The sequence below is a fragment of the Variovorax sp. 20P10.2.4 genome, from assembly GCF_058244205.1.
This window is the reverse complement of the sequence record NZ_JBZAYE010000074.1, coordinates 1-19,468: the sequence shown is the minus strand read 5'-3', so window position 1 is coordinate 19,468 and position 19,468 is coordinate 1. Positions and strand designations below refer to the sequence as shown.

Here is a 19,468-nt window from a genome sequence, read left to right as displayed (position 1 = left end):
CGCGCCAGCGACACCTGCAGCAGCCTGCTGGCGGGCCGCATCGCCACGCCCACCGGATGGCTGGGCGAGGCCACGCGCGCTCGTGCCAGTTCGCCATGCAGGCGCAGTTCGATGTCGAAGGGGTAGGCCGCCACCGGGCTGTGCACGGGCGCCTGGTGCGGCTGCAGCCCGCCGTCGGCGACCGGGTCGCCGTAGCGCGGCGCGATCACCGTCGGGATCAGCAGGCGCAGGCCCTGCTGCTCGAAGGCCAGCGTCTGCGCATAGCGCAGGGTGACCACGCAGGCCTCCTGTGCCGCGAGGTTGCCGAGGTTCAGCGTGTAGCTGCGGTCGTGGTTCTTCTCCAGCATGATGGCCGCGTGGCCCTCGGCCAGCGCGCCTTCGTAGGCCGCCTCGGCCTCGGCCTTCTCGACCACCGTGCCGCACAGCTGCCGCTCGCCGAGCTTCACGTCGACGCCCAGCAGCACCGCGCCCCACGGCAGCGGAAAGCCGTAGACCACCTCGACGTTCGAGGCGCTCGGGTTGCGGAAGCGCTGCTCGACCGTCATCTCGAGCAGCACGCCGCGCAGGTCGCCGCTGGCCTTCACGCCTTCGAGCAGCATGCTGTCGCCGTTCGCGGTCGTCATGCGTGCATGTTCCTGATAGCTCATGGAATTTCCCTTTCCTGTGTCTTCAGTTCTTCTTCGGAACGTCGGCGGCGGGGCCGTCGACGGGGGAGGAGGCGCGAGCCGCGGCGAAGGCCGCCATCACGCCCTGGATGAAACCGCGCACCTGCTCCGGCGACAGCCCGGCCCGGCCGGGTTCGATCACCACCTCGACGCCGTCGGCCACCGTCAGGTGGCTGCGCACCTCCACCGAGCCGGCCATGCGCGGGCGCGCCGGCACCGGCGCCTCCTGGCCCTGCAGCAGCTCGCGGATGCGCTCGAGCGAGACGCCGGCCGCCGTCCACTTCCTGATCAGCAGCAACTGCTCGAGGTGGCGCGCGCCGTAGCGCGCCGCGCGGGTCTCGCCCTCGGGCCGGTCGACGATGCCGATCTGCACGTAGTAGCGCACCGTGCGCGGCGGCAGGTCGGCCAGCACGCACAGGTCCGCGAGCGCATAGGAGGCCGCCGGGGAGGGTGGGTTCGATTTCATACACTTGATTTAAACACAAGAACTGTTTTTATAAAAACGCACAAAAACCCGGCCCGCGAGGGCGCGCTAGCATCGACCGCATGAGCAAGCCTTCCACGACCCTGATCCACCACCCCTACGTGCCGCCCGCCACCTTCGATGCGCCCCAGCCCGGCGTCTACAAGGCCTCGACGGTGTTCTTCGCCGACGTGGCCGCGATGCGCGCGCGCGACTGGAAGACCAAGGCCGGCTACACCTACGGCCTGCACGGCACGCCCACCACCTTCACGCTCGAGGAGCGCCTGGCCACCCTCGAGGGCGGCACCGAATGCCTGCTGGTGCCCAGCGGCCTGGCGGCGATATCGCTCGTGGCCTTCGCCTTCCTCAAGACCGGCGACGAGGTGCTGATCCCCGACAACGCCTACGGCCCCAACAAGGCACTGGCCACCGGCGAGCTCGCGAACTTCGGCATCGCGTACCGCCTGTACGACGCCATGAACCCCGAGGACCTCGCGGCGAAGATCTCGCCGCGCACGAAGCTGGTGTGGCTCGAGGCCGCGGGCTCGGTGACGATGGAGTTCCCGGACCTGCCCGCGCTCGCGGCCGCCTGCCGCGCGCGCGGCGTGCTCAGCGCGCTCGACAACACCTGGGGCGCGGGCCTGGCCTTCGCGCCCTTCGACTTCAATGGCAGCGGGCAGGGCGTCGACATCTCGGTGCATGCGCTCACCAAGTACCCGAGCGGCGGCGGCGACGTGCTCATGGGCAGCGTGGTCACCCGCGACGAGCGGCTGCATCGCGCGCTCAAGCTCACCCACATGCGCATCGGCTTCGGCGTCGGCGTGGGCGATGTCGAGACGCTGCTGCGCTCGCTGCCGAGCATCGGGCTGCGCTACGCGGCGCACGACCGCGCGGCGCGCGAGCTCGCGCGCTGGCTCACCGACCGCGACGAGGTCGCGCAGGTGCTGCATCCGGCGATCGAGAGCTCGCCCGGCCACCGCCACTGGCGCGCGCTGTGCGGCGAGGCCGACCTCGCGGCGGGCCTGTTCTCGATCGTCTTCGACGAGCGCTACGGCACCGAGCAGGTCGACCGCTTCTGCGACAGCCTGCAGCTGTTCCGCCTCGGCTATTCGTGGGGCGGGCCGATCAGCCTGGTGGTGCCCTACGACATCGGCCTGATGCGCGACGCCAGTGTGGCGCCCTGGCCCTACAAGGGCACGCTGGTGCGCTTCTCGATCGGCCTGGAGGACGTGGACGACCTGCGCGCCGACCTGCAGCAGGCGCTGGCGCGGATGGCCTGACCGGCCTTCGCAGGAGGCGCTCCGGTTATCGCTTACAGTACCCCGACGCGCAGTCGTTCGACTGCTTCGCCTGAAGGAGAGATCAGTGGCAACACCGAATTACGGTTACGAGAAGCGGCAGAAAGAGCTGGCTCGCAAGAAGAAGAAGGAAGAAAAGCTCCGCGAAAAGGCGAACCGCAAGCTTTCCCCGAGCAGCGACGGCCTCGCGCCGGGCGATCCGGAAGACGACGTGGCCTCGCTCGAACGCGATCCGCCGACCGTTCCCGAACTGCCGACCAAGAACGGTTGAACGCTGCACCGTCCGGATTCTTTCCGTTCTGAATGACGAAGCCGCTGGGGGCCTGTCGGTCCCGCAGCGGCTTTTTGTTGGCGCGCGATCGGTGAAGGGCCCGGCCCTTCGGCCCTATTTGGCGGCGAGCAGCTTGCGCAGTTCGGGCCAGACGTTGTCGAGCAGTTGCGGCTGCGCCGCCGCCGTCGGATGGATGCGGTCGGCCTGGAACAGCGACATCGCATTCGGCGCATCGGCCACGCCCTTGAGCAGGAAGGGCACCAGCGCCGACCTCGTCGTGGCCGCCACCTTGGCGAACACCGCCTCGAAGCGCCGCGTGTAGTCGCCGCCGTAGTTGGGCGGCACCTGGATGCCCACGATCAGCACCTTGGCGCCCGCGGCCTGCGCGGACTGCGTGATCTGCAGCAGGTTGGCCTCGGTGTCCGTGAGCGGCAGGCCGCGCAGCGCGTCGTTGGCGCCGAGCTCGAGCACCACGTGGCTGGGCTTGTGCTGCGCCAGCAGCGCCGCGAAGCGCGCGCGTCCGCCCGAGCTGGTGTCGCCGCTGATGCTGGCGTTGACCACGGTGGCGTCGACTTTCTGCTGCGCGAGGCGCTTCTCGAGCAGCGGCACCCAGCCTTCGCCGCGCTTCAAGCCGTACTCGGCGCTCAGCGAATCGCCGAGCACCAGGATCACCGGCTTGCGCGCGGCGGCGCTCTGCGCCATCGCCCCACGCCATGCCCCGGAACTGCCGAGCGCGGCAGTGGTCAAGATAAAGTCACGTCGATTCAAAACCAAAGCCTTTCCATGTCCCAACCCCCGTCCCCAGCGATTGTCACCGTCGAGCATGTGTTCAAGTCCGTCACCGACTCGACCGGTACCCTGGACATTCTGCAGGACATCGATTTCACCCTCGGGGCACGGGAAACCGCGGCCATCGTGGGTGCCTCGGGGTCGGGCAAGAGCACCTTGCTGTCGATCGTCGCCGGGCTCGACACGCCCACGCGCGGCACTGTGAAGCTGGCCGGCGACGACATCTTCGCCATCGACGAGGACGACCGGGCCGCCTTGCGCGCGCAGCGCGTGGGCTTCGTGTTCCAGAGCTTCCAGCTGCTGGGCAACCTCAGCGCCCTCGAGAACGTGATGCTGCCGCTGGAACTGGCCAACCGCAAGGATGCCCGCAAGGCCGCGACCGAAATGCTCGGCCGCGTCGGCCTGGGCCAGCGGCTCAACCACTATCCCAAGGTGCTGTCGGGCGGCGAGCAGCAGCGCGTGGCGCTGGCGCGGGCCTTCGTGGTGCAGCCCGCCTTGCTGCTGGCCGACGAGCCCACGGGCAGCCTCGACTTCGCCACCGGCGAGCAGGTGATGCGGCTGATGTTCGACCTCAACCGCGAGCTCGGCACCACGCTCGTGCTGGTGACGCACGACCGCGGCATCGCGGCCCAGTGCGAGCGCCGCATCATGATCGAGGCCGGGCGCGTGATCCTCAACGAGAAGAACGCCGACGCGCCAGCCTGAAGGCTTCGGGTACAACCGGGCCTGCAGGAGGAGATTCAAGATGCAGGACGAGCTACCCCCCGATGCCCGACTCGCGCTGCAGCGCGGCAACCTGATCGAGGCCATCAAGATCGTGCGCGACCGCACCGGCCTCGGCCTCAAGGAGTCGAAGGAACTGGTCGAGCGGCATGCCAACGCGGTGGAGGGCGAACCCGCGCCCCAGACCGACGAATGGAACCGGCTGCTGAGCGGCGGCGCGCAGGGCCTGCCGGCCGAGGCGATCGCGGCGCTGGCGCAGGGCCGCAAGGTCGAGGCGGTGAAGATCGTGCGCGAGGCCACCGGCCTCGGCCTGGCCGAATCGCTGAAGCGGGTCGACGAGCACATGCATGGCGAGCGCGGCCAGTCCGCGGGGCAGGGCGCCTTCGACCCGATGGCCGAGCCCGGCCGCGTGCCTTCGGGCGGCGGCGTCAAGTGGCTGGCGATCGTGCTGGTGGTCGCCGTGGCGGCCGCCGTCTTCTTCTTCGTCAGCGCCTGAGCCCGATGATCGTTCCGCAGTTCTGGGCCGAAGGCCGCATCCAGGAACGCATCGACGGCCGCCAGCTCACGGTGCGCCGTTTCGGCTGGTCCGACGACAGCCCCGTGGCCGCGCAGGCCCATGCCGACCAGCGCACGCGCGAGGCCTTCGAGCGCATCGCCGGCGGCGAGAAGCTCGAGCGCCGCGAACGCAAGGTGGCCTACAACGGCGCCGACGGCATGCCGATCCGCGAGGAGATCGTCGAGCGCCATGGCGAGGACATCGTCACGCGCAACGGCTATGGCGCGCGCTGCCTCAACACGCCCGACGTGCTGTTCGTCGATGTCGACTTCGAGGACGCCCAACGCGGCAATGCGCGCGGGCTCACCGTCATCGGCGCTGCCCTCATCGGCGCGGTGGTCGCGGGCTATGCCAGCAAGTCGTGGGTGCTGGCCGTGGTGGCGGCCGTGCTGGTGGCGGGCTTCGGCTTCTGGCGCGTGCGCGCCGAGGGGCTGCGTCTGGCTGAACCCCAGAGCGATCCGCTCGCGGCCGTGCGCGCGCGCATCGAGCGCTTCATCCACCAGCATCCCGACTGGCATCTGCGGCTGTACCGCACCCCCGCGGGCCTGCGCGCGCTCGCCATGCACGATGTGTTCGCGCCGTCCGATGCCGCGGTCGCCGACGTCTTTCAGACCCTGGGCGCCGACAAGGTCTATGCGCGCATGTGCCGCAACCAGAACTGCTTTCGCGCGCGCGTGAGCGCCAAGCCCTGGCGCATCGGCATCGGCGATCCGATGCGGCCGCGCCCCGGCGTCTGGCCGGTGGCACCCGAGCGGCTCGCGCAGCGCGAGGCCTGGGTGGCGCGCTACGAGCAGATGGCCGACCGCTTCGCGGCCTGCGAGTACCTCGAGAGCGTGGGCAACCTGCAGCGGGTGCATCCGCGCGCGCTCGCGGTGCAGACGCTGCACGACGAACTGGCGCAGGCGCGCGGCGGCCTCCCGCTGGGCTGAGAGCGGGCGAGGGCGGCCTCCCTCGATAATCGCCGCATGTCTTCTCCCAAAGTGATCTTCGGCTTCCATGCCGTGGGCGTGCGCATCAAGACCGCCCCCAAGTCCGTGCTCGAGGTGCTGTTCGACGCCAGCCGGCGCGATGCGCGCATGAAACAGTTCATGGCGCGGGCCCAGGATGCCGGCGTGCGGCTGGTCGAGGCCGACGGTGCGCGGCTCGCCAAGCTCAGCGGCAGCCACGGCCACCAGGGCGTGGTGGCGCGCGTGGAGCCTGCCGCTCAGATCCATTCGCTCGACGAACTGCTCGAGGGCCTGGAGGAGGCCGGCACCGTGCCGCTGCTGCTGGTGCTCGACGGCGTGACCGATCCGCACAACCTCGGCGCCTGCCTGCGCGTGGCCGACGGCGCCGGCGCCCATGCGGTGATCGCGCCCAAGGACCATGCGGCCGGCATCAATGCCACCGTGGCCAAGGTGGCCAGCGGCGCGGCTGAGACGGTGCCCTATTTCATGGTGACCAACCTCGCGCGCACGCTCAACGAGCTCAAGGAGCGCAGCATCTGGTGCGTGGGCACCAGCGACGACGCGCCCGGCACCATCTACCAGAGCGACTTCAAGCGCCCGCTGGCGCTGGTGCTCGGTGCCGAGGGCGAGGGCATGCGCCAGCTCACGCGCAAGACCTGCGACGAGCTGGTCAGCATCCCGATGGCGGGCGCGGTCGAGAGCCTCAACGTCTCGGTCGCCAGCGGCGTGTGCCTCTACGAGGCGATGCGCCAGCGCGGCGCCTGAGCGCCGCGCCGCGGCCTCACTGGGACGGGTCCTTGCCGCGGGTGCGGCCCACGGCGCTGAAGATGCCGATGCCCAGCAGGATCAGCGAGCCGATGCCGATGTAGAGCGTGGGCACGCCGGCCACCGAGGCGCCCCAGATCAGGCCGGCCATGAAGATCAGAAAACCGATCATGTAGAGCGCGAACGACATGCGTGTTCCTCCGAAGCTGTGATGTCTCGCAGTATCTGGAGCGCGCCCGTCGCCCGCACCGGCCGGTGCCGCCTGCGGCTGTGGGAGCGGGCCTACCGCGGACGCAGGTCCTGGTCGGCCACCAGCAGGTAGCGGCAGCCTCCATCGCCCAGCGCCTGGAACACCAGCGCCCGGTCGACCCCGAAATCCAGGCAGTCGCCCGGTGCAAGCCGGAAGCGCTCCTCGCCATAGTCGACCTGCAGTTCGCCTTCGAGCAGCCACAGGCATTGGCGGTACGGCTTGCCGCTCCAGCGCGGATAGGCGACCCGCGCCGCGCGCGGCAGTTCGACCTCGACCAGCTCGATGCCGCCAGCTGTGCCGCGCTCGAGCACCTGCCGCCGCAGATAGCCCGCGCCCGGATCGCGCCACACCGCCTGCGCGGCGCGGGGGCGCAGGCGCTGTGGGTCCCGGCCTTCGTCGTCCTGCGTCAGCAATTGCGCCAGCGGCACGCCCAGCCCCGCGGCCAGCCGGCCCAGCAGCACGGCCGTGGGGCTGCTCTGCGCGCGCTCGACCTTGGAGATCATGGCCTTGCTCACGCCAGAGCGATCGGCCAGTTCCGCCAGGCTCAGGCCCTGAATCTGGCGCAACGCGGAGAGCCGACGGGCGATCAGCGCGTCGATGGGTTCGGCTGCTTCTGGGGCCTCGGGAGGTGCGTCGTTTCTCATAAGAGACTATTATTCTCCTATAGTAAACAACCGCGCAATGCTGCAAAGGAGCCCCATGCGCCTGATCCCCTGCACCGAGGAAGCCCACGCCGGCACCATCCTCGCGATCCTCAACGACGCCATCGTCACCTCGACCGCGCTCTACGACTACAAGCCGCGCACGCCCGAGCAGATGGCCGGCTGGTTCGCCACCAAGCGCGCCAACGGCTTCCCGGTGATCGGCGCGGTGGACGATGACGGCCGGCTCATGGGCTTCGCGAGCTACGGCACGTTCCGCGCCTTCCCGGCCTACAAGTACACGGTCGAGCACTCGGTGTACGTCGATGCCGCCGACCGCGGCAAGGGCCTGGGCCGCACGTTGCTCGAGGCGATCGTGGCCGAGGCGCAGGCGCGCGGGGTGCACGTGCTGGTCGGCGCCATCGACGCCCAGAACGCCGGCAGCATCGCGCTGCACGAGCGCCTGGGCTTCGAGCATGCGGGCACGGTGCGGCAGGCGGGCTTCAAGTTCGGCCGCTGGCTCGACGTGGCCTTCTACCAGCGCATCCTGGCCACGCCCGCCGAGCCGGTCGACGGCTGATCCTCAGTTCACGGCCCAGAAGCGCATCACCACCTCGGCCGGCCGGCGCACGCCGGCGCCGAGGAACAGCCGCTGCGTGATCCAGGCCAGCGCGGGCGAGGCGGTCTCGAAATGCGGCGTGCAGCGGAAATACACCTGCGCCGGATCGACCGGCTCGCCGCGCAGCAGCCGCGCCATGGTCTCGCGCGAGGCGCTGCGGATCGCGTGGTTCTGCACGTAGACGAGGTCGCCCGCATCGGTCTCGAGGCCGTAGCGCGCATCGAGCACCGAGAGGGTCTCGCCCACGATCAGTTGAAAGTCGCTGCCGCCCGGCAGCACGCGCGCGGTCCAGCCATGGCCTTGCGCCTGGCCGCCGGTGATCGGCACCACGCGGCGCAGGCCGCCCGGCCCCTGGCCCAGCACCTGGGGTGCGCCGACCTCCACGCGCAGGTCGGCGAAGTGCTCGAGCGAAGGCGCCGCGATGGCTTCGAAGTCGCTCATCGCAGCGTCCTCAGGCGGCCGCCTTGCCTTCTTCCTCGCTCGCGCGATCGAGCATCGCGATCGTGCCCGCGTCGAGCTTGAGCTGGGTGGCGGTCACCAGTTCGTCGAGCTGGGCGATCGAGGTCGCGCTCGCGATCGGCGCGGTCACCGAGGGGCGCGCGATCTGCCAGGCGATCGCCACCTGGCCCGGCTTGGCGTTGTACTGCTGGGCCACCTTGTCGAGCGCCTCGAGGATGCGCAGCCCGCGCGGGTTGAGGTACTTCTTGGTGGTGCTCGCGCCGCGCGCGCTCTTGGCCGCGTCGGCCTCGGTGCGGTACTTGCCGGTGAGGAAGCCGGCGGCCAGCGCATAGAAGTTGATCACGCCGACCTCGCGCTTCAGGCACAGCGGCTCGAGATCGTCCTCGAACACGGCGCGGTCGTAGAGGTTGTACAGCGGCTGCAGGCTCTCGTAGCGCGCGATGCCCAGGCGCTCGGAGACGTCGAGCGCCTCGGCCAGCCGCGGCGCCGTGAAGTTCGAGGCGCCGATGGCGCGCACCTTGCCGGCCTTCACGAGGTCGTCGAAGGCGCCCAGCGTGTCCTCGAGCGGCGTGTTGGCGTCGTCGTCGTGCGACTGGTAGAGGTCGATGTAGTCGGTCTGCAGGCGCTTGAGCGAAGCCTCGACCGCCTCGCGGATGTAGGCCGGCGAGAGCCCGACCTTGCCTTCGCCCATCGATTTGCCGAGCTTGGTGGCCAGCACCACGCGGCTGCGCTTGCCGCTCTGCTTGAGCCACTTGCCGATGATGGTTTCGGACTCGCCGCCGCTGTGGCCCGGCACCCAGTACGAGTAGACGTCGGCGGTGTCGACGAAGTTGAAGCCGGCATCGAGCCAGGCGTCGAGCAGCTTGAACGAGGCGGCCTCGTCGACGGTCCAGCCGAACACGTTGCCGCCGAAGGCGAGCGGGGACACCTGGAGGCCGGAGCGGCCGAGGGGGCGAAGTTGCGACATGGGAAAGCTCCTGAGGAAGGAAGAAGAGGGAGGAGGAAGGGGGCGAAGGTCAGACGAAACCGATGGCGCCGAGCGCCGCGCCGGCGCCCAGCAGCCACAGCAGATGGATACGCGTGCGCCAGACGATGAGCGCGGCCACGCCGGTCAGGATCCACAGGTGCCAGGCCGGTGCGTTGCCCACGTGGTTGCCGGCGGCCAGCACCCAGCCGGTGGCGATCAGCAGGCCCACCACCACCGGCGCCATGCCCTGCTTGAAGGCGCGCACGCCGCGGCGGGTGCGGTTGCGGTGGCCCCAGCGGGTGGCGAAGTAGGTGAGGGTGGTGCTCGGCAGCATGATGCCGACCATGGTCACGGCCAGCCCGAACAGGCCGAGCAGCCAGGCCGAGGGCCCGGCGCCGATGCCGCCGCCCGCGTTGAGTCCGACGTTCCAGCCCATCAGCCCGACGAACAGCACGTTGGGCCCGGGCGCGGCCTGCGCGATGGCCACCGAGGAGGTGAACTGCGCATCGGTGAGCCAGCCGTGCTGCGCCACCAGGTAGCGGTGCATGTCGGGCACGGTGGTGATGGCGCCGCTGATCGAGAGCATCGACAGCAGCATGTATTGGCCGAACAGGGCGAGCCAGTCGTGCCAGTGCATGACGATGTTCATGGCTCGATCTTCTTCCAGGTCCAGCCGCAGGCCACGCCGCCGAGCACCAGCAGCACCCAGCCCAGCGGGATGCGCGCCCAGGCGATGGCGCCGAACACCAGCGCCACGAACGCCAGGCAGGTGGCGAAGCCCAGCGGATGCTTGCGCAGTTGCGGGATCAGCTTGATGCCGGTGGCCGCGATCAGCCCGCCCGACACCGCGCCCATGCCGCGCAGCGCGCCCGCGACCTGCGGGTTGCCCGCGTAGTGCGCGTAGAGCACCGCGAGCGCGAGGATCACGAACAGCGGCACCGTGAGCATGCCGGCCACCGCGGCGAGCGCGCCGCGCAGGCCGAAGTAGCGGTCGCCGATCATCAGCGCGAGGTTGATCACGTTGGGCCCCGGCATCACCTGGGCCACGGCCCAGTCCTCGAGGAACTGCTCGGGCGTGAGCCACTTCTTCTTCTCGACCATCTCGCGCTGCACGATGGCCAGCACGCCGCCGAAGCCCTGCAGCGCCAGGAAGGTGAATGACACGAAGAGGTCGCGCGGCGACTGCGGGTGCGAGGGCGCGGACGGCGCCGCCGCGCCGGAGGCTGGGGGAGACGGTTGCATGTTTGAGCGATTATCGTAGGCAGACGGCAAGATGCCGGGTGCCGCTCCGACAGGACGGTGCCGCCACCGACAGGAGACTTTCCGCCATGTATTTGCGACCCCTCTTCGACCTCTGCCGCCGCGCCGTCGCCTCCTGGTCGAACGACTACGCCCCGAGCATGGGTGCCGCGCTCGCCTACTACACCGTGTTCTCGATCGCGCCGCTGCTGCTGATCGTGATCGCCGTCGCCGGGCTGGTGTTCGGGCAGGAGGCCGCGCGCGGCGAGATCCTCGCGCAGCTCTCGGGCCTGATGGGCGAGCAGGGCGCGGCCGCGGTGCAGAGCATGCTGCAGGCGGTCAACAAGCCGCGCGAGGGCATCGTCGCCACCCTGATCGGCATCGCGCTGCTGGTGGTCGGCGCCACCACCGTGTTCGGCGAGCTGCAGGACGCGCTCGACCGCATCTGGCGCGCCCCCGCGCGTGCCAAGAGCAGCGGCATCTTCAACCTGCTGCGCGTGCGCCTGCTGTCCTTCAGCATGGTGATGGGCATCGGCTTCCTCTTGATGGTGTCGCTGGTGGCGAGCGCCGCGCTGGCCGCGCTCGGCAAGTGGTGGTCGCCGATGTTCGGTGCCTGGGAGACGCTGGCCCAGTGGGTCAACTTCGGGTTCAGCTTCGGCATGGTCACCGTGATCTTCGCGATGATCTACAAGATCATGCCGCGCGCGAAGGTGCAGTGGCGCGACGTGTGGGTGGGCGCGGCGGTGACGGCGCTGCTGTTCACCATCGGCAAGCACCTGATCGGCCTGTACATCGGCAAGAGCAGCGTGGCCTCGGGCTACGGCGCCGCGGGCTCGCTGGTGGTGGTGCTGGTGTGGGTCTACTACTCGGCGCAGATCTTCCTGCTGGGCGCCGAGTTCACCTGGGTCTATGCGCGCAGCTACGGCTCGCTCAAGCACTCCGACGTCGGCATCGGCGCCGGCAAGGACGACCACGTGCCGGCGCGCACGCGCTCGGGCGGCGATCTCTGAACGCGCTCAGCCCTTGAAGCCACCCTCGGCGAGAAACGTCTCTTCCTCGGGCGTGCTCGCGCGGCCCAGCATCCGGTTGCGGTGCGGAAAGCGGCCGAAGCGCGCCACGATGTCCCGGTGCAGCACCGCGAAGCGCTGGGTGTTGGCATCGAGCGCGCTGCAGTGCACGACCGAGCGTTCCTGCTCGGCCAGCACTTCGGAGTGCATGAAGGGCATGTAGAAGAAAGGCCGCAGCACCTCCTCGAGCTGGCGGTCGAAGCCGGCTTCGACCGCATGGTGCGCGACGGCCAGCGCCTTGCCGTCGGTGGCCAGCATGTGGGCGTTGTCGCGCCAGGTGTTGCGCGGCAACTGGTCGAGCAGCACCAGCAGCGCGAGCGTGCCTTCGGCATCGTTCATCCAGGCATCGAGTTCGCCGCGCGCGGCGGCATGGTGGGCTTCGGCGAAGCGGCTGGCGAACTCGGCATCGAAGGCCTCGTCCTTGGCGAACCAGCGCTTGGGGCCGGCCTCGCGCCAGAACTGCACCACATCGCGGGCCGAGGGCAGGGTGGAGGACGGGGCGGAAGACGAAGAAGATTCGGTGGCGGAAATCATCGCGGCATTGTCTTCTTTCAATCGGCTTTCAATGCCAGGGCTGGCGCCGCGTGCACGGCGAATTCGGGGTGGTGGCCGACAAGGGATTGCGAATGCCCTGCCTATGCTGGTCCGCATCCATTCACGATCAGGAGACTTCCCATGAACCGATACGGCACCCTCTTGCGCGCCGCCCTCGTCGCCGGCGCGGCCAGCGCGGCACTGGCCGGCTGCGGCATGATGTCCAAGGCCAATGTCGCGAGCTTCAGCGGCACCATGAACGCGGCCAGCGAGGTGCCACCGAACATGACGCGCGGCAGCGGCATGGCCGAGGCCTGGCTCAACCGCGACACCAACGTCCTCAAGTACAAGATCACCTACACGGGCCTCAGTGGCCCGGCCACCGCGGCCCACTTCCATGGCCCGGCACCGGCCGGCGCCAATGCCGGCGTGGTGCTGCCGTTCTCGAACGCGGCCAGCCCGATCGAGGGCGAGGCCACGCTCACGCCGGCGCAGGCCGCCGACCTCAGCGCGGGCAAGTGGTACGCCAACGTCCACACGGCCGCGAATCCGGGCGGCGAGATCCGCGGGCAATTGCTGCCGAAGATGTGAAACAGGTCCGCTGAACGCGGCTTCGAGTGCCCCCTGGTCAGTCGGGGGTCACGGGGCTGATGTCAAATGGCCGCATGACGACGTCCCCGAAGAAGCCCCGTTCCTCCTCTGTCCCGACTCCCTCCCGTTCCCCGTCTCCCCCCGCCCGCCGCAAGAGCCAGGCCGCTTCCGCGGCGCGCAAGCTCGAAGCCTTCGCGGCGCGGCGCGAGGACATGCGCTCCGCGCGCAAGGCGCTGGTGCTGCAGGGCGGCGGCGCGCTCGGTGCCTACCAGGCCGGGGTCTACGCGGCGCTCAGCGAGACCGAGCTGCAGCCGCACTGGATCGCGGGCGTGTCGATCGGCGCGATCAATGCCGCGCTGATCGCGGGCAACGCACCCGAGCACCGCGTCGACCGGCTGCGCGAGTTCTGGCATCTCGTGTCCTCGGGCCCCTCGCAGCGCCTGCCGTCGTGGTTCGGCGACCGCAGCACGCAGAACCAGTGGAGCGCGGCCATGGCCTCGCTGGTGGGCATTCCCGGCTTCTTCGAGCCGCGCTATTCGCCGGCCCTGCTGCTCGGCGGCGTGGCGCCGCTGCTGAGCTACTACGACACCTCGCCGCTGAAGGCCACGCTCGAGCGCCTGGTCGACTTCGACCGCATCAACCACTGCGAGGCGCGCTTCAGCGTGGGCGCGGTCAACGTGCGCACCGGCAACTCGGTGTACTTCGACAACACGCGCCAGCGCATCGGCCCCGAGCACATCATGGCCAGCGGCGCGCTGCCGCCGGGCTTCGCGCCGGTGCACATCGACGGCGACGACTACTGGGACGGCGGCATCGTCTCGAACACGCCGCTGCAGTACGTGCTCGACCTGCATCCGCGCAGCGAGCCGCTGGTGGTGCTGCAGGTCGACCTGTTCAATGCGCGCGGCGAGATGCCGCACACGCTGTCGGGCGTGATGGAGCGGCAGAAGGACATCACCTATTCGAGCCGCACGCGCATGAACACCGATGCGCTCGCGGCCAACATGAACCTGCAGCAGGCGATCGCCGACCTGATCGAGAAGCTGCCGCCGCACCTGCGCCGCGATCCCGCGGTCGAGGCGGTGCAGGCCGAGCTCACGCACCACCCGATCGACATCTTCCACCTGATCTACCGCGACAAGCCCTACGAGCTCGAGTCGAAGGACTACGAGTTCTCGCGCGCGGCGGTCGAGGAGCACTGGGAGTCGGGCGCGCGCGACATGCGCCGCGTGCTCGCGCATCCCGAGACGCTGCGCAGCGACGCCGCGGTCAACGGCGTCACCACCTTCGACCTCGGCGAGGGCGGCAGCGGCCGCGTGAAGCGGCCCGGTCTGTCACGCTGACGAGAAGAATCGCCCTCACGATTCAGCCCCGGCTAAGAAACCGGCACGAGACTGGTTGCCGGATTCAAGATGCTTCAAAGGAGGAATGTCGTGAACATTGAAGACGTGCGGCGCCAGGCTTTCGCCATGCCGCTGACCAGCCCCGCCTTTCCGCCCGGACCGTACCGCTTCATGCGGCGCGAGTTCATGGTGATCACCTACCGCACCGACCTCGACGCCTTGCGCGCCGTGGTGCCCGAGCCGCTCGAGGTGGTCGAGCCGCTCGTCAAGTACGAGTTCATCCGCATGCCCGACTCCACCGGCTTCGGCGACTACACCGAGTCGGGCCAGGTCATCCCGGTGCAGCTGCGCACCGCGCGCGGCCTCGAGCAGGGCGCCTACGTGCATGCGATGTACCTCAACGACCATCCGCCGATCGCGGGCGGGCGCGAGCTCTGGGGCTTTCCGAAGAAGCTGGCCTCGCCGCAGTTCGACTACGAGACCGACACCATCGTCGGCACCCTCGACTACGGCAAGCTGCGCGTGGCCAAGGCCACCATGGGCTTCAAGCACCGCGCGCTCGAGCCCGGCCCGATCCTTGCAGGCATCGCGCAGCCCAACTTCCTGCTCAAGATCATTCCGCACGTGGATGGCACGCCGCGCATCTGCGAGCTGGTGCGCTACCACATGGTCGACGTCACGCTGCACGGCGCCTGGACCGGCCCGGCCTCGCTCGAGCTGCATCCGCATGCGCTCGCGCCGGTGGCCGAGCTGCCGGTGCGCAAGGTCGAATCGGCCGTGCACTACATCGCCGACATGACGCTCGCGCTCGGCACGGTCGAGCTCGACTACCTCGCTGCTTCCTCTTCTTCGTCTTCTTCGCAACCCTAACCCAAGGAACCACCATGCAACTCAAGGACAAGGTCGCCTACATCACCGGCTCGGCCAGCGGCATCGGCAAGGAGATCGCGATCCTCTTCGCGCAGGAAGGCGCGAAGATCGTCATCGCCGACCTCAACAAGGACGCCGCCGACGCCACCGCGGCCGAGCTCAAGGCCACGGGCGCGCAGGCCATCGGCGTGGCGGTCGACGTGACCAACGAGGCGCAGGTCGACGCCTCGGTCGAGGAGGCCGCCAAGGCCTTCGGCGGCATCGACATCCTGGTGAGCAATGCCGGCATCCAGATCGTGCATCCGGTCGAGGAGTTCAGCTTCGCCGACTGGAAGAAGATGCTCGCGATCCACCTCGACGGCGCCTTCCTCACGACCAAGGCCTGCCTCAAGCACATGTATGCGCAGGGCCGCGGCGGCAGCGTGATCTACATGGGCTCGGTGCACTCGAAGGAAGCCTCGCTGCTCAAGGCCCCCTATGTGACGGCCAAGCACGGCCTGATCGGCCTCGCGAAGACGGTGGCCAAGGAAGGCGCCAAGCATGGCGTGCGCGCCAACGTGATCTGCCCGGGTTTCGTGCGCACGCCGCTGGTCGAGAAGCAGATCCCCGAGCAGGCCAAGACGCTGGGCATCAGCGAGCAGGAAGTCATCAAGAACGTGATGCTCAAGGAAACGGTGGATGGCGAATTCACCACCACCGACGACGTGGCGCGCGTGGCGCTGCTGTTCGCGGCCTTCCCGACCAACGCGCTCACCGGCCAGTCGCTGGTGGTGAGCCATGGCTGGTACATGCAGTAATCGCAGCCGCCTGCAGCGGCGCTAGAGCTTCAGCGACCAGGTCTCGCCGACCAGTTGCTGGCCGAAGCCCTCGTAGGCTTCGGTCTTCTCGAGTTCGAAGCCGCGCTTGGCGTAGATCGCACGCGCGGCCGTGAGGCAGCTGTTGGTCCACAGCACCATCTTGCGATAGCCCTTGGCGCGCGCGAAGGCGATGCATTCGTCGGTGAGCCGGCTGCCCAGGCCCAGGCCGCGCGCGGCGGGCGTGAGCAGCAGCAGCCGAAGCTGCGCGGTGGTGGCCGACTTGCGCACCACGAAGATCGCGCCCACGCGCTCGCCGTCGAGCTCGGCGATCCAGCCCTTTTCCCATTCGGGCTGGAACTTGCGGATGTACTGCGCCACGATCTCCGCGACCAGCGCCTCGAACTCGCTGTTCCAGCCGTACTCGCGCGCATAGAGCTCGCCGTGCTGCTGCACCACCCAGCCCATGTCGCCGGGCTTGGGATCGCGCAGCACCACGGTGCGCGTGGGTGCGCGCGGTGCCGCGGGGTCGAGCAGGCGCTCGATCCGTCCCATGGCCTCGACCACCTGTTCGCGTTCGCGCGGCGGCAGCGGCGCGAGCAGGGCGGCGGCTTCCTCGCGCGACTTCTGCTGCAGCGGCGCGAAGGCGGCATGGCCGGCCTCGGTCAGGGTCAGCAGGCTCTGGCGCGCATCGCGCGGGCTCGGCGAACGCACGATCCAGCCCTCGGTCTCGAAGCGCTTGAGGATGCGGCTCAGGTAGCCGCCGTCCAGGCCCAGTTCGCGCGCCAGATCGGTCGCGACCAGCGCGTCGCGGTGCGCGAGTTCGTAGAGCACGCGCACTTCGGTCAGCGGCAGCGCGCCGCCGAGGTAGGGCTCGAGCACGCCGGCCTGGCGCGTGAAGAAGCGGTTGAAACGGCGCACGGCCTTGACGGCGTCGACAGGAACAGCGGGAACGGCGGGGGATTCGGTGGTCGGCATGGCGCGACTATCCATCAATTGATTGACAAAAGCAAGCAATTGAATGACTGGAGCTTTCAATGGCCGCAGGGCAAAGCGGTGCCTTCCCTGGGCCGATGCCCCTAATCCCGAAGCCGCGCCACCGCTTTCACGGGACAGGAAGGGTGGAAAACCCTAAAATCGCGGGTTACCCATCGCAGCCGCATCTCTCGTTTCCGTTCGAGGCCGCCTGCCGCACCACCCCCATTTGATGAACGCCCCCGTCGACGTCTCCTTTTTCGCGCGCGCCGCCAAGCCGCTGACCAGCTACCGCAAGTACTGGGCAGCCCGCTTCGGCACGGCGAAGTTCCTGCCGACCTCGCGCCAGGAGATGGAGGCGCTCGGCTGGGACAGCTGCGACATCGTGATCGTCACCGGCGACGCCTACGTCGACCATCCGAGCTTCGGCATGGCGGTGATCGGCCGCATGCTCGAGGCGCAGGGCTTCCGCGTGGGCATCATCGCCCAGCCCGACTGGCAGAGCGCCGAGCCCTTCAAGGCGCTCGGCAAGCCGAACCTGTTCTTCGGCGTGACCGCCGGCAACATGGATTCGATGATCAACCGCTACACCGCGGACCGCAAGATTCGCAGCGACGACGCCTACACGCCCGGCGACGTCGGCGGTTCGCGGCCCGACCGCGCGGCCATCGTCTATTCGCAGCGCTGCAAGGAAGCCTGGAACGACGTGCCGATCGTGCTCGGCGGCATCGAAGGCAGCCTGCGCCGCATCGCCCACTACGACTACTGGCAGGACAAGGTCCGCCGCTCGATCGTGGTCGATTCCAAGTGCGACCTGCTGCTGTACGGCAACGCCGAGCGCGCCATCGTCGAGATCGCCCACCGCCTCGCCGCGCGCGAGCCGGTGCACCAGATCGACGACGTGCGCGGCACCGCCTACGTGCGCCGCGAAACGCCCGAGGGCTGGTTCGAGATCGATTCCACCAGCGTGGACGAGCCGGGCCGCGTCGAGGCGCACGTCAATCCCTACCTGATGGTCTCGGACCAAGCCAAGGCCAACGGCGCGAGCTGCGCGCGCGAGGACGAGGCCGAGGCGGTTGCGAAGGCGGCCGAGGTCGCCGGTTCGCCGGCAGCCTCCGCCGCGGTGGTCAACCCCGCCATCAAGCCGCTGCAGTTCGTGCCCAACCCCGCGCTGCAGGGCCGCGGCAAGACCAAGGTGCCGCCGCGCGACCGCTCGGTGATCCGCCTGCCCTCGTACGAGCAGGTGCGCGCCGACCCGGTGCTCTATGCGCATGCCAACCGCGTGCTGCACCTCGAGACCAACCCCGGCAATGCGCGCGCGCTGGTGCAGGCGCATGGCGAGGGCACGACCGCGCGCGACGTCTGGATCAACCCGCCGCCGATCCCGCTGACCACGGCCGAGATGGACCATGTGTTCGACCTGCCGTATGCGCGCAGCCCGCATCCGCGCTATGCCGACGAGAACGGCAGCCACGACGGCGCGACCAAGATCCCGGCCTGGGAGATGATCCGCTTCAGCGTGAACATCATGCGCGGCTGCTTCGGCGGCTGCACCTTCTGCTCGATCACCGAGCACGAGGGCCGGATCATCCAGAGCCGCTCGGAAGACTCGATCATCAAGGAGGTCGAGGCCATCCGCGACAGCGTGAAGGGCTTCACCGGCACCATCTCCGACCTCGGCGGCCCCACGGCCAACATGTACCGCATCGGCTGCAAGTCGCCCGAGATCGAGGCCGCCTGCCGCAAGCCGAGCTGCGTGTACCCGGGCATCTGCCAGAACCTCAACACCAACCACGATCCGCTGATCAAGATCTACCGCCGCGCGCGCGCGCTGCGCGGCATCAAGAAGATCCTGATCGGCTCGGGCCTGCGCTACGACCTCGCCGTGCAGTCGCCCGAGTACGTGAAGGAACTGGTGCAGCACCACGTGGGCGGCTACCTGAAGATCGCGCCCGAGCACACCGAGCAGGGCCCGCTCAGCAAGATGATGAAGCCCGGCATCGGCAGCTACGACAAGTTCAAGCAGATGTTCGAGAAGTACTCGGCCGAGGCGGGCAAGAAGCAGTACCTGATTCCGTACTTCATCGCCGCGCATCCCGGCACCAGCGACGAGGACATGATGAACCTCGCGATCTGGCTCAAGAAGAACGGCTTCCGTGCTGACCAGGTGCAGACCTTCTACCCGAGCCCGATGGCCACGGCCACGACCATGTACCACAGCAACCGCAACCCGCTGCGCAAGATCACGCGCGAGAGCGAAACGGTGGACATCGTGCGCGGCGAAAAGCGGCGCCGGCTGCACAAGGCCTTCCTGCGCTACCACGACGCCAACAACTGGCCGCTGCTGCGCGAGGCGCTCAAGGCCATGGGCCGCGCCGACCTGATCGGCAACGGCAAGCACCACCTGATCCCGACCTGGCAGCCGCTGACCGACGGCGGCTACACCAGCGCGCGCCGCAAGAATTCGACCAGCGCGCCCGCGACGAAGACCGCCAAGGCCGCGCCGTCGGTGAAGCTGCCGATGGTCAAGCCCTCGAAGGGCCGCATCCTCACGCAGCACACCGGGCTGCCGCCGCGCGACACCGGTTCGGGCCGCCCGTCGGCCAAGGCCGCCGGCGGCAAGCCCTCGGCGCGCAAGGTGC

Annotated in this window: 24 protein-coding genes; 13 read left to right on the top strand and 11 right to left on the bottom strand. The window is 69.3% G+C overall.

Annotation, left to right across the window (positions count from 1 at the left end; all coding sequences use genetic code 11):
• On the bottom strand, positions 1 to 647 hold a 647-nt coding region (locus AC27VN_RS10255; protein ID WP_490876477.1), incomplete at its 3' end, for a VIT domain-containing protein.
• A 22-nt stretch (positions 648 to 669) separates the two neighbouring features.
• Positions 670 to 1,131: a MerR family transcriptional regulator gene (locus AC27VN_RS10250; RefSeq protein WP_490876476.1), complete on the bottom strand. Its 462-nt coding sequence runs from the start codon at positions 1,129 to 1,131 to the stop codon at positions 670 to 672.
• A gap of 80 nt (positions 1,132 to 1,211) precedes the next feature.
• Here AC27VN_RS10250 and AC27VN_RS10245 point away from each other — a divergent pair, with 80 nt between their 5' ends.
• Complete coding sequence (locus AC27VN_RS10245) at positions 1,212 to 2,408, top strand: PLP-dependent transferase (RefSeq protein WP_296789061.1); 1,197 nt, start codon at positions 1,212 to 1,214, stop codon at positions 2,406 to 2,408.
• Between the two features lie 85 nt (positions 2,409 to 2,493).
• Positions 2,494 to 2,697, top strand: a complete 204-nt coding sequence (locus AC27VN_RS10240; protein WP_057594731.1) for a hypothetical protein — start codon at positions 2,494 to 2,496, stop codon at positions 2,695 to 2,697.
• 114 nt (positions 2,698 to 2,811) lie between these two features.
• Here the strand turns inward: AC27VN_RS10240 and AC27VN_RS10235 are convergent, their stop codons facing one another.
• The gene (locus AC27VN_RS10235) at positions 2,812 to 3,399 is read right to left on the bottom strand and encodes an arylesterase (RefSeq protein WP_177239305.1); all 588 of its coding nucleotides are present in this window, start codon (positions 3,397 to 3,399) and stop codon (positions 2,812 to 2,814) included.
• An 81-nt stretch (positions 3,400 to 3,480) separates the two neighbouring features.
• On the opposite strand from AC27VN_RS10235, the gene AC27VN_RS10230 reads away from it, so the two are divergent.
• Genes AC27VN_RS10230 through rlmB form a run of 4 tightly spaced genes read left to right on the top strand, consistent with a single transcriptional unit; the run spans position 3,481 to position 6,477 of the window.
• Complete coding sequence (locus AC27VN_RS10230; RefSeq protein WP_093342593.1) at positions 3,481 to 4,191, top strand: ABC transporter ATP-binding protein; 711 nt, start codon at positions 3,481 to 3,483, stop codon at positions 4,189 to 4,191.
• 40 nt (positions 4,192 to 4,231) lie between these two features.
• Positions 4,232 to 4,705 (top strand): ribosomal protein L7/L12, encoded by a 474-nt coding sequence (locus AC27VN_RS10225; protein WP_490876475.1) that lies wholly within the window; start codon positions 4,232 to 4,234, stop codon positions 4,703 to 4,705.
• 5 nt (positions 4,706 to 4,710) lie between these two features.
• Positions 4,711 to 5,694 carry a hypothetical protein gene (locus AC27VN_RS10220; RefSeq protein ID WP_490876474.1) on the top strand — a complete coding sequence of 328 codons (984 nt, stop codon included), beginning with the start codon at positions 4,711 to 4,713 and terminating at the stop codon, positions 5,692 to 5,694.
• Between the two features lie 36 nt (positions 5,695 to 5,730).
• On the top strand, positions 5,731 to 6,477 hold the full coding sequence (rlmB, locus tag AC27VN_RS10215; protein ID WP_093342589.1) for a 23S rRNA (guanosine(2251)-2'-O)-methyltransferase RlmB: 747 nt from the start codon (positions 5,731 to 5,733) through the stop codon (positions 6,475 to 6,477).
• Between the two features lie 16 nt (positions 6,478 to 6,493).
• Here the strand turns inward: rlmB and AC27VN_RS10210 are convergent, their stop codons facing one another.
• Positions 6,494 to 6,667: a hypothetical protein gene (locus AC27VN_RS10210; RefSeq protein WP_057594737.1), complete on the bottom strand. Its 174-nt coding sequence runs from the start codon at positions 6,665 to 6,667 to the stop codon at positions 6,494 to 6,496.
• A 92-nt stretch (positions 6,668 to 6,759) separates the two neighbouring features.
• Positions 6,760 to 7,371: a helix-turn-helix domain-containing protein gene (locus tag AC27VN_RS10205; protein ID WP_490876473.1), complete on the bottom strand. Its 612-nt coding sequence runs from the start codon at positions 7,369 to 7,371 to the stop codon at positions 6,760 to 6,762.
• 55 nt (positions 7,372 to 7,426) lie between these two features.
• Here AC27VN_RS10205 and AC27VN_RS10200 point away from each other — a divergent pair, with 55 nt between their 5' ends.
• Positions 7,427 to 7,948, top strand: coding sequence for a GNAT family N-acetyltransferase (locus AC27VN_RS10200; RefSeq protein ID WP_490876472.1), 522 nt, complete (start codon positions 7,427 to 7,429; stop codon positions 7,946 to 7,948).
• Positions 7,949 to 7,951: 3 nt separating this feature from the next.
• On the opposite strand, the gene AC27VN_RS10195 is transcribed toward AC27VN_RS10200, so the two are convergent.
• Genes AC27VN_RS10195 through AC27VN_RS10180 form a run of 4 tightly spaced genes read right to left on the bottom strand, consistent with a single transcriptional unit; the run spans position 7,952 to position 10,655 of the window.
• Positions 7,952 to 8,428, bottom strand: a complete 477-nt coding sequence (locus AC27VN_RS10195) for a DUF3237 domain-containing protein (RefSeq protein WP_490876471.1) — start codon at positions 8,426 to 8,428, stop codon at positions 7,952 to 7,954.
• A 10-nt stretch (positions 8,429 to 8,438) separates the two neighbouring features.
• Positions 8,439 to 9,413, bottom strand: a complete 975-nt coding sequence (locus tag AC27VN_RS10190; protein WP_057594741.1) for an aldo/keto reductase — start codon at positions 9,411 to 9,413, stop codon at positions 8,439 to 8,441.
• Positions 9,414 to 9,462: 49 nt separating this feature from the next.
• Positions 9,463 to 10,062, bottom strand: a complete 600-nt coding sequence (locus tag AC27VN_RS10185) for a chromate transporter (protein ID WP_490876470.1) — start codon at positions 10,060 to 10,062, stop codon at positions 9,463 to 9,465.
• Entirely contained in the window at positions 10,059 to 10,655 is a 597-nt protein-coding gene (locus tag AC27VN_RS10180) for a chromate transporter (protein ID WP_490876469.1), read from the bottom strand. Before AC27VN_RS10180 ends, AC27VN_RS10185 begins: the two co-directional genes overlap by 4 nt.
• Before the next feature lie 86 nt (positions 10,656 to 10,741).
• Here AC27VN_RS10180 and AC27VN_RS10175 point away from each other — a divergent pair, with 86 nt between their 5' ends.
• The gene (locus tag AC27VN_RS10175; protein ID WP_256222480.1) at positions 10,742 to 11,662 is read left to right on the top strand and encodes a YihY/virulence factor BrkB family protein; all 921 of its coding nucleotides are present in this window, start codon (positions 10,742 to 10,744) and stop codon (positions 11,660 to 11,662) included.
• A 6-nt stretch (positions 11,663 to 11,668) separates the two neighbouring features.
• Here AC27VN_RS10175 and AC27VN_RS10170 read toward each other — a convergent pair whose 3' ends face one another.
• Positions 11,669 to 12,253 (bottom strand): DUF924 family protein, encoded by a 585-nt coding sequence (locus AC27VN_RS10170; protein ID WP_490876468.1) that lies wholly within the window; start codon positions 12,251 to 12,253, stop codon positions 11,669 to 11,671.
• A 141-nt stretch (positions 12,254 to 12,394) separates the two neighbouring features.
• On the opposite strand from AC27VN_RS10170, the gene AC27VN_RS10165 reads away from it, so the two are divergent.
• The 4 genes from AC27VN_RS10165 (at position 12,395) to AC27VN_RS10150 (ending at position 15,854) form a co-directional block, all read left to right on the top strand.
• Positions 12,395 to 12,844, top strand: coding sequence for a CHRD domain-containing protein (locus AC27VN_RS10165; RefSeq protein WP_093342577.1), 450 nt, complete (start codon positions 12,395 to 12,397; stop codon positions 12,842 to 12,844).
• A gap of 212 nt (positions 12,845 to 13,056) precedes the next feature.
• Positions 13,057 to 14,187 carry a patatin-like phospholipase family protein gene (locus tag AC27VN_RS10160; protein WP_490876467.1) on the top strand — a complete coding sequence of 377 codons (1,131 nt, stop codon included), beginning with the start codon at positions 13,057 to 13,059 and terminating at the stop codon, positions 14,185 to 14,187.
• Positions 14,188 to 14,277: 90 nt separating this feature from the next.
• On the top strand, positions 14,278 to 15,057 hold the full coding sequence (locus tag AC27VN_RS10155; RefSeq protein ID WP_093342574.1) for an acetoacetate decarboxylase: 780 nt from the start codon (positions 14,278 to 14,280) through the stop codon (positions 15,055 to 15,057).
• Positions 15,058 to 15,071: 14 nt separating this feature from the next.
• Positions 15,072 to 15,854 (top strand): 3-hydroxybutyrate dehydrogenase, encoded by a 783-nt coding sequence (locus AC27VN_RS10150; RefSeq protein ID WP_093342572.1) that lies wholly within the window; start codon positions 15,072 to 15,074, stop codon positions 15,852 to 15,854.
• A 21-nt stretch (positions 15,855 to 15,875) separates the two neighbouring features.
• On the opposite strand, the gene AC27VN_RS10145 is transcribed toward AC27VN_RS10150, so the two are convergent.
• Positions 15,876 to 16,829, bottom strand: coding sequence for a bifunctional helix-turn-helix transcriptional regulator/GNAT family N-acetyltransferase (locus AC27VN_RS10145; RefSeq protein WP_490876466.1), 954 nt, complete (start codon positions 16,827 to 16,829; stop codon positions 15,876 to 15,878).
• A gap of 229 nt (positions 16,830 to 17,058) precedes the next feature.
• On the opposite strand from AC27VN_RS10145, the gene AC27VN_RS10140 reads away from it, so the two are divergent.
• A partial coding sequence (locus tag AC27VN_RS10140) for a YgiQ family radical SAM protein (protein WP_490876465.1) occupies positions 17,059 to 19,468 on the top strand: 2,410 nt, incomplete at its 3' end.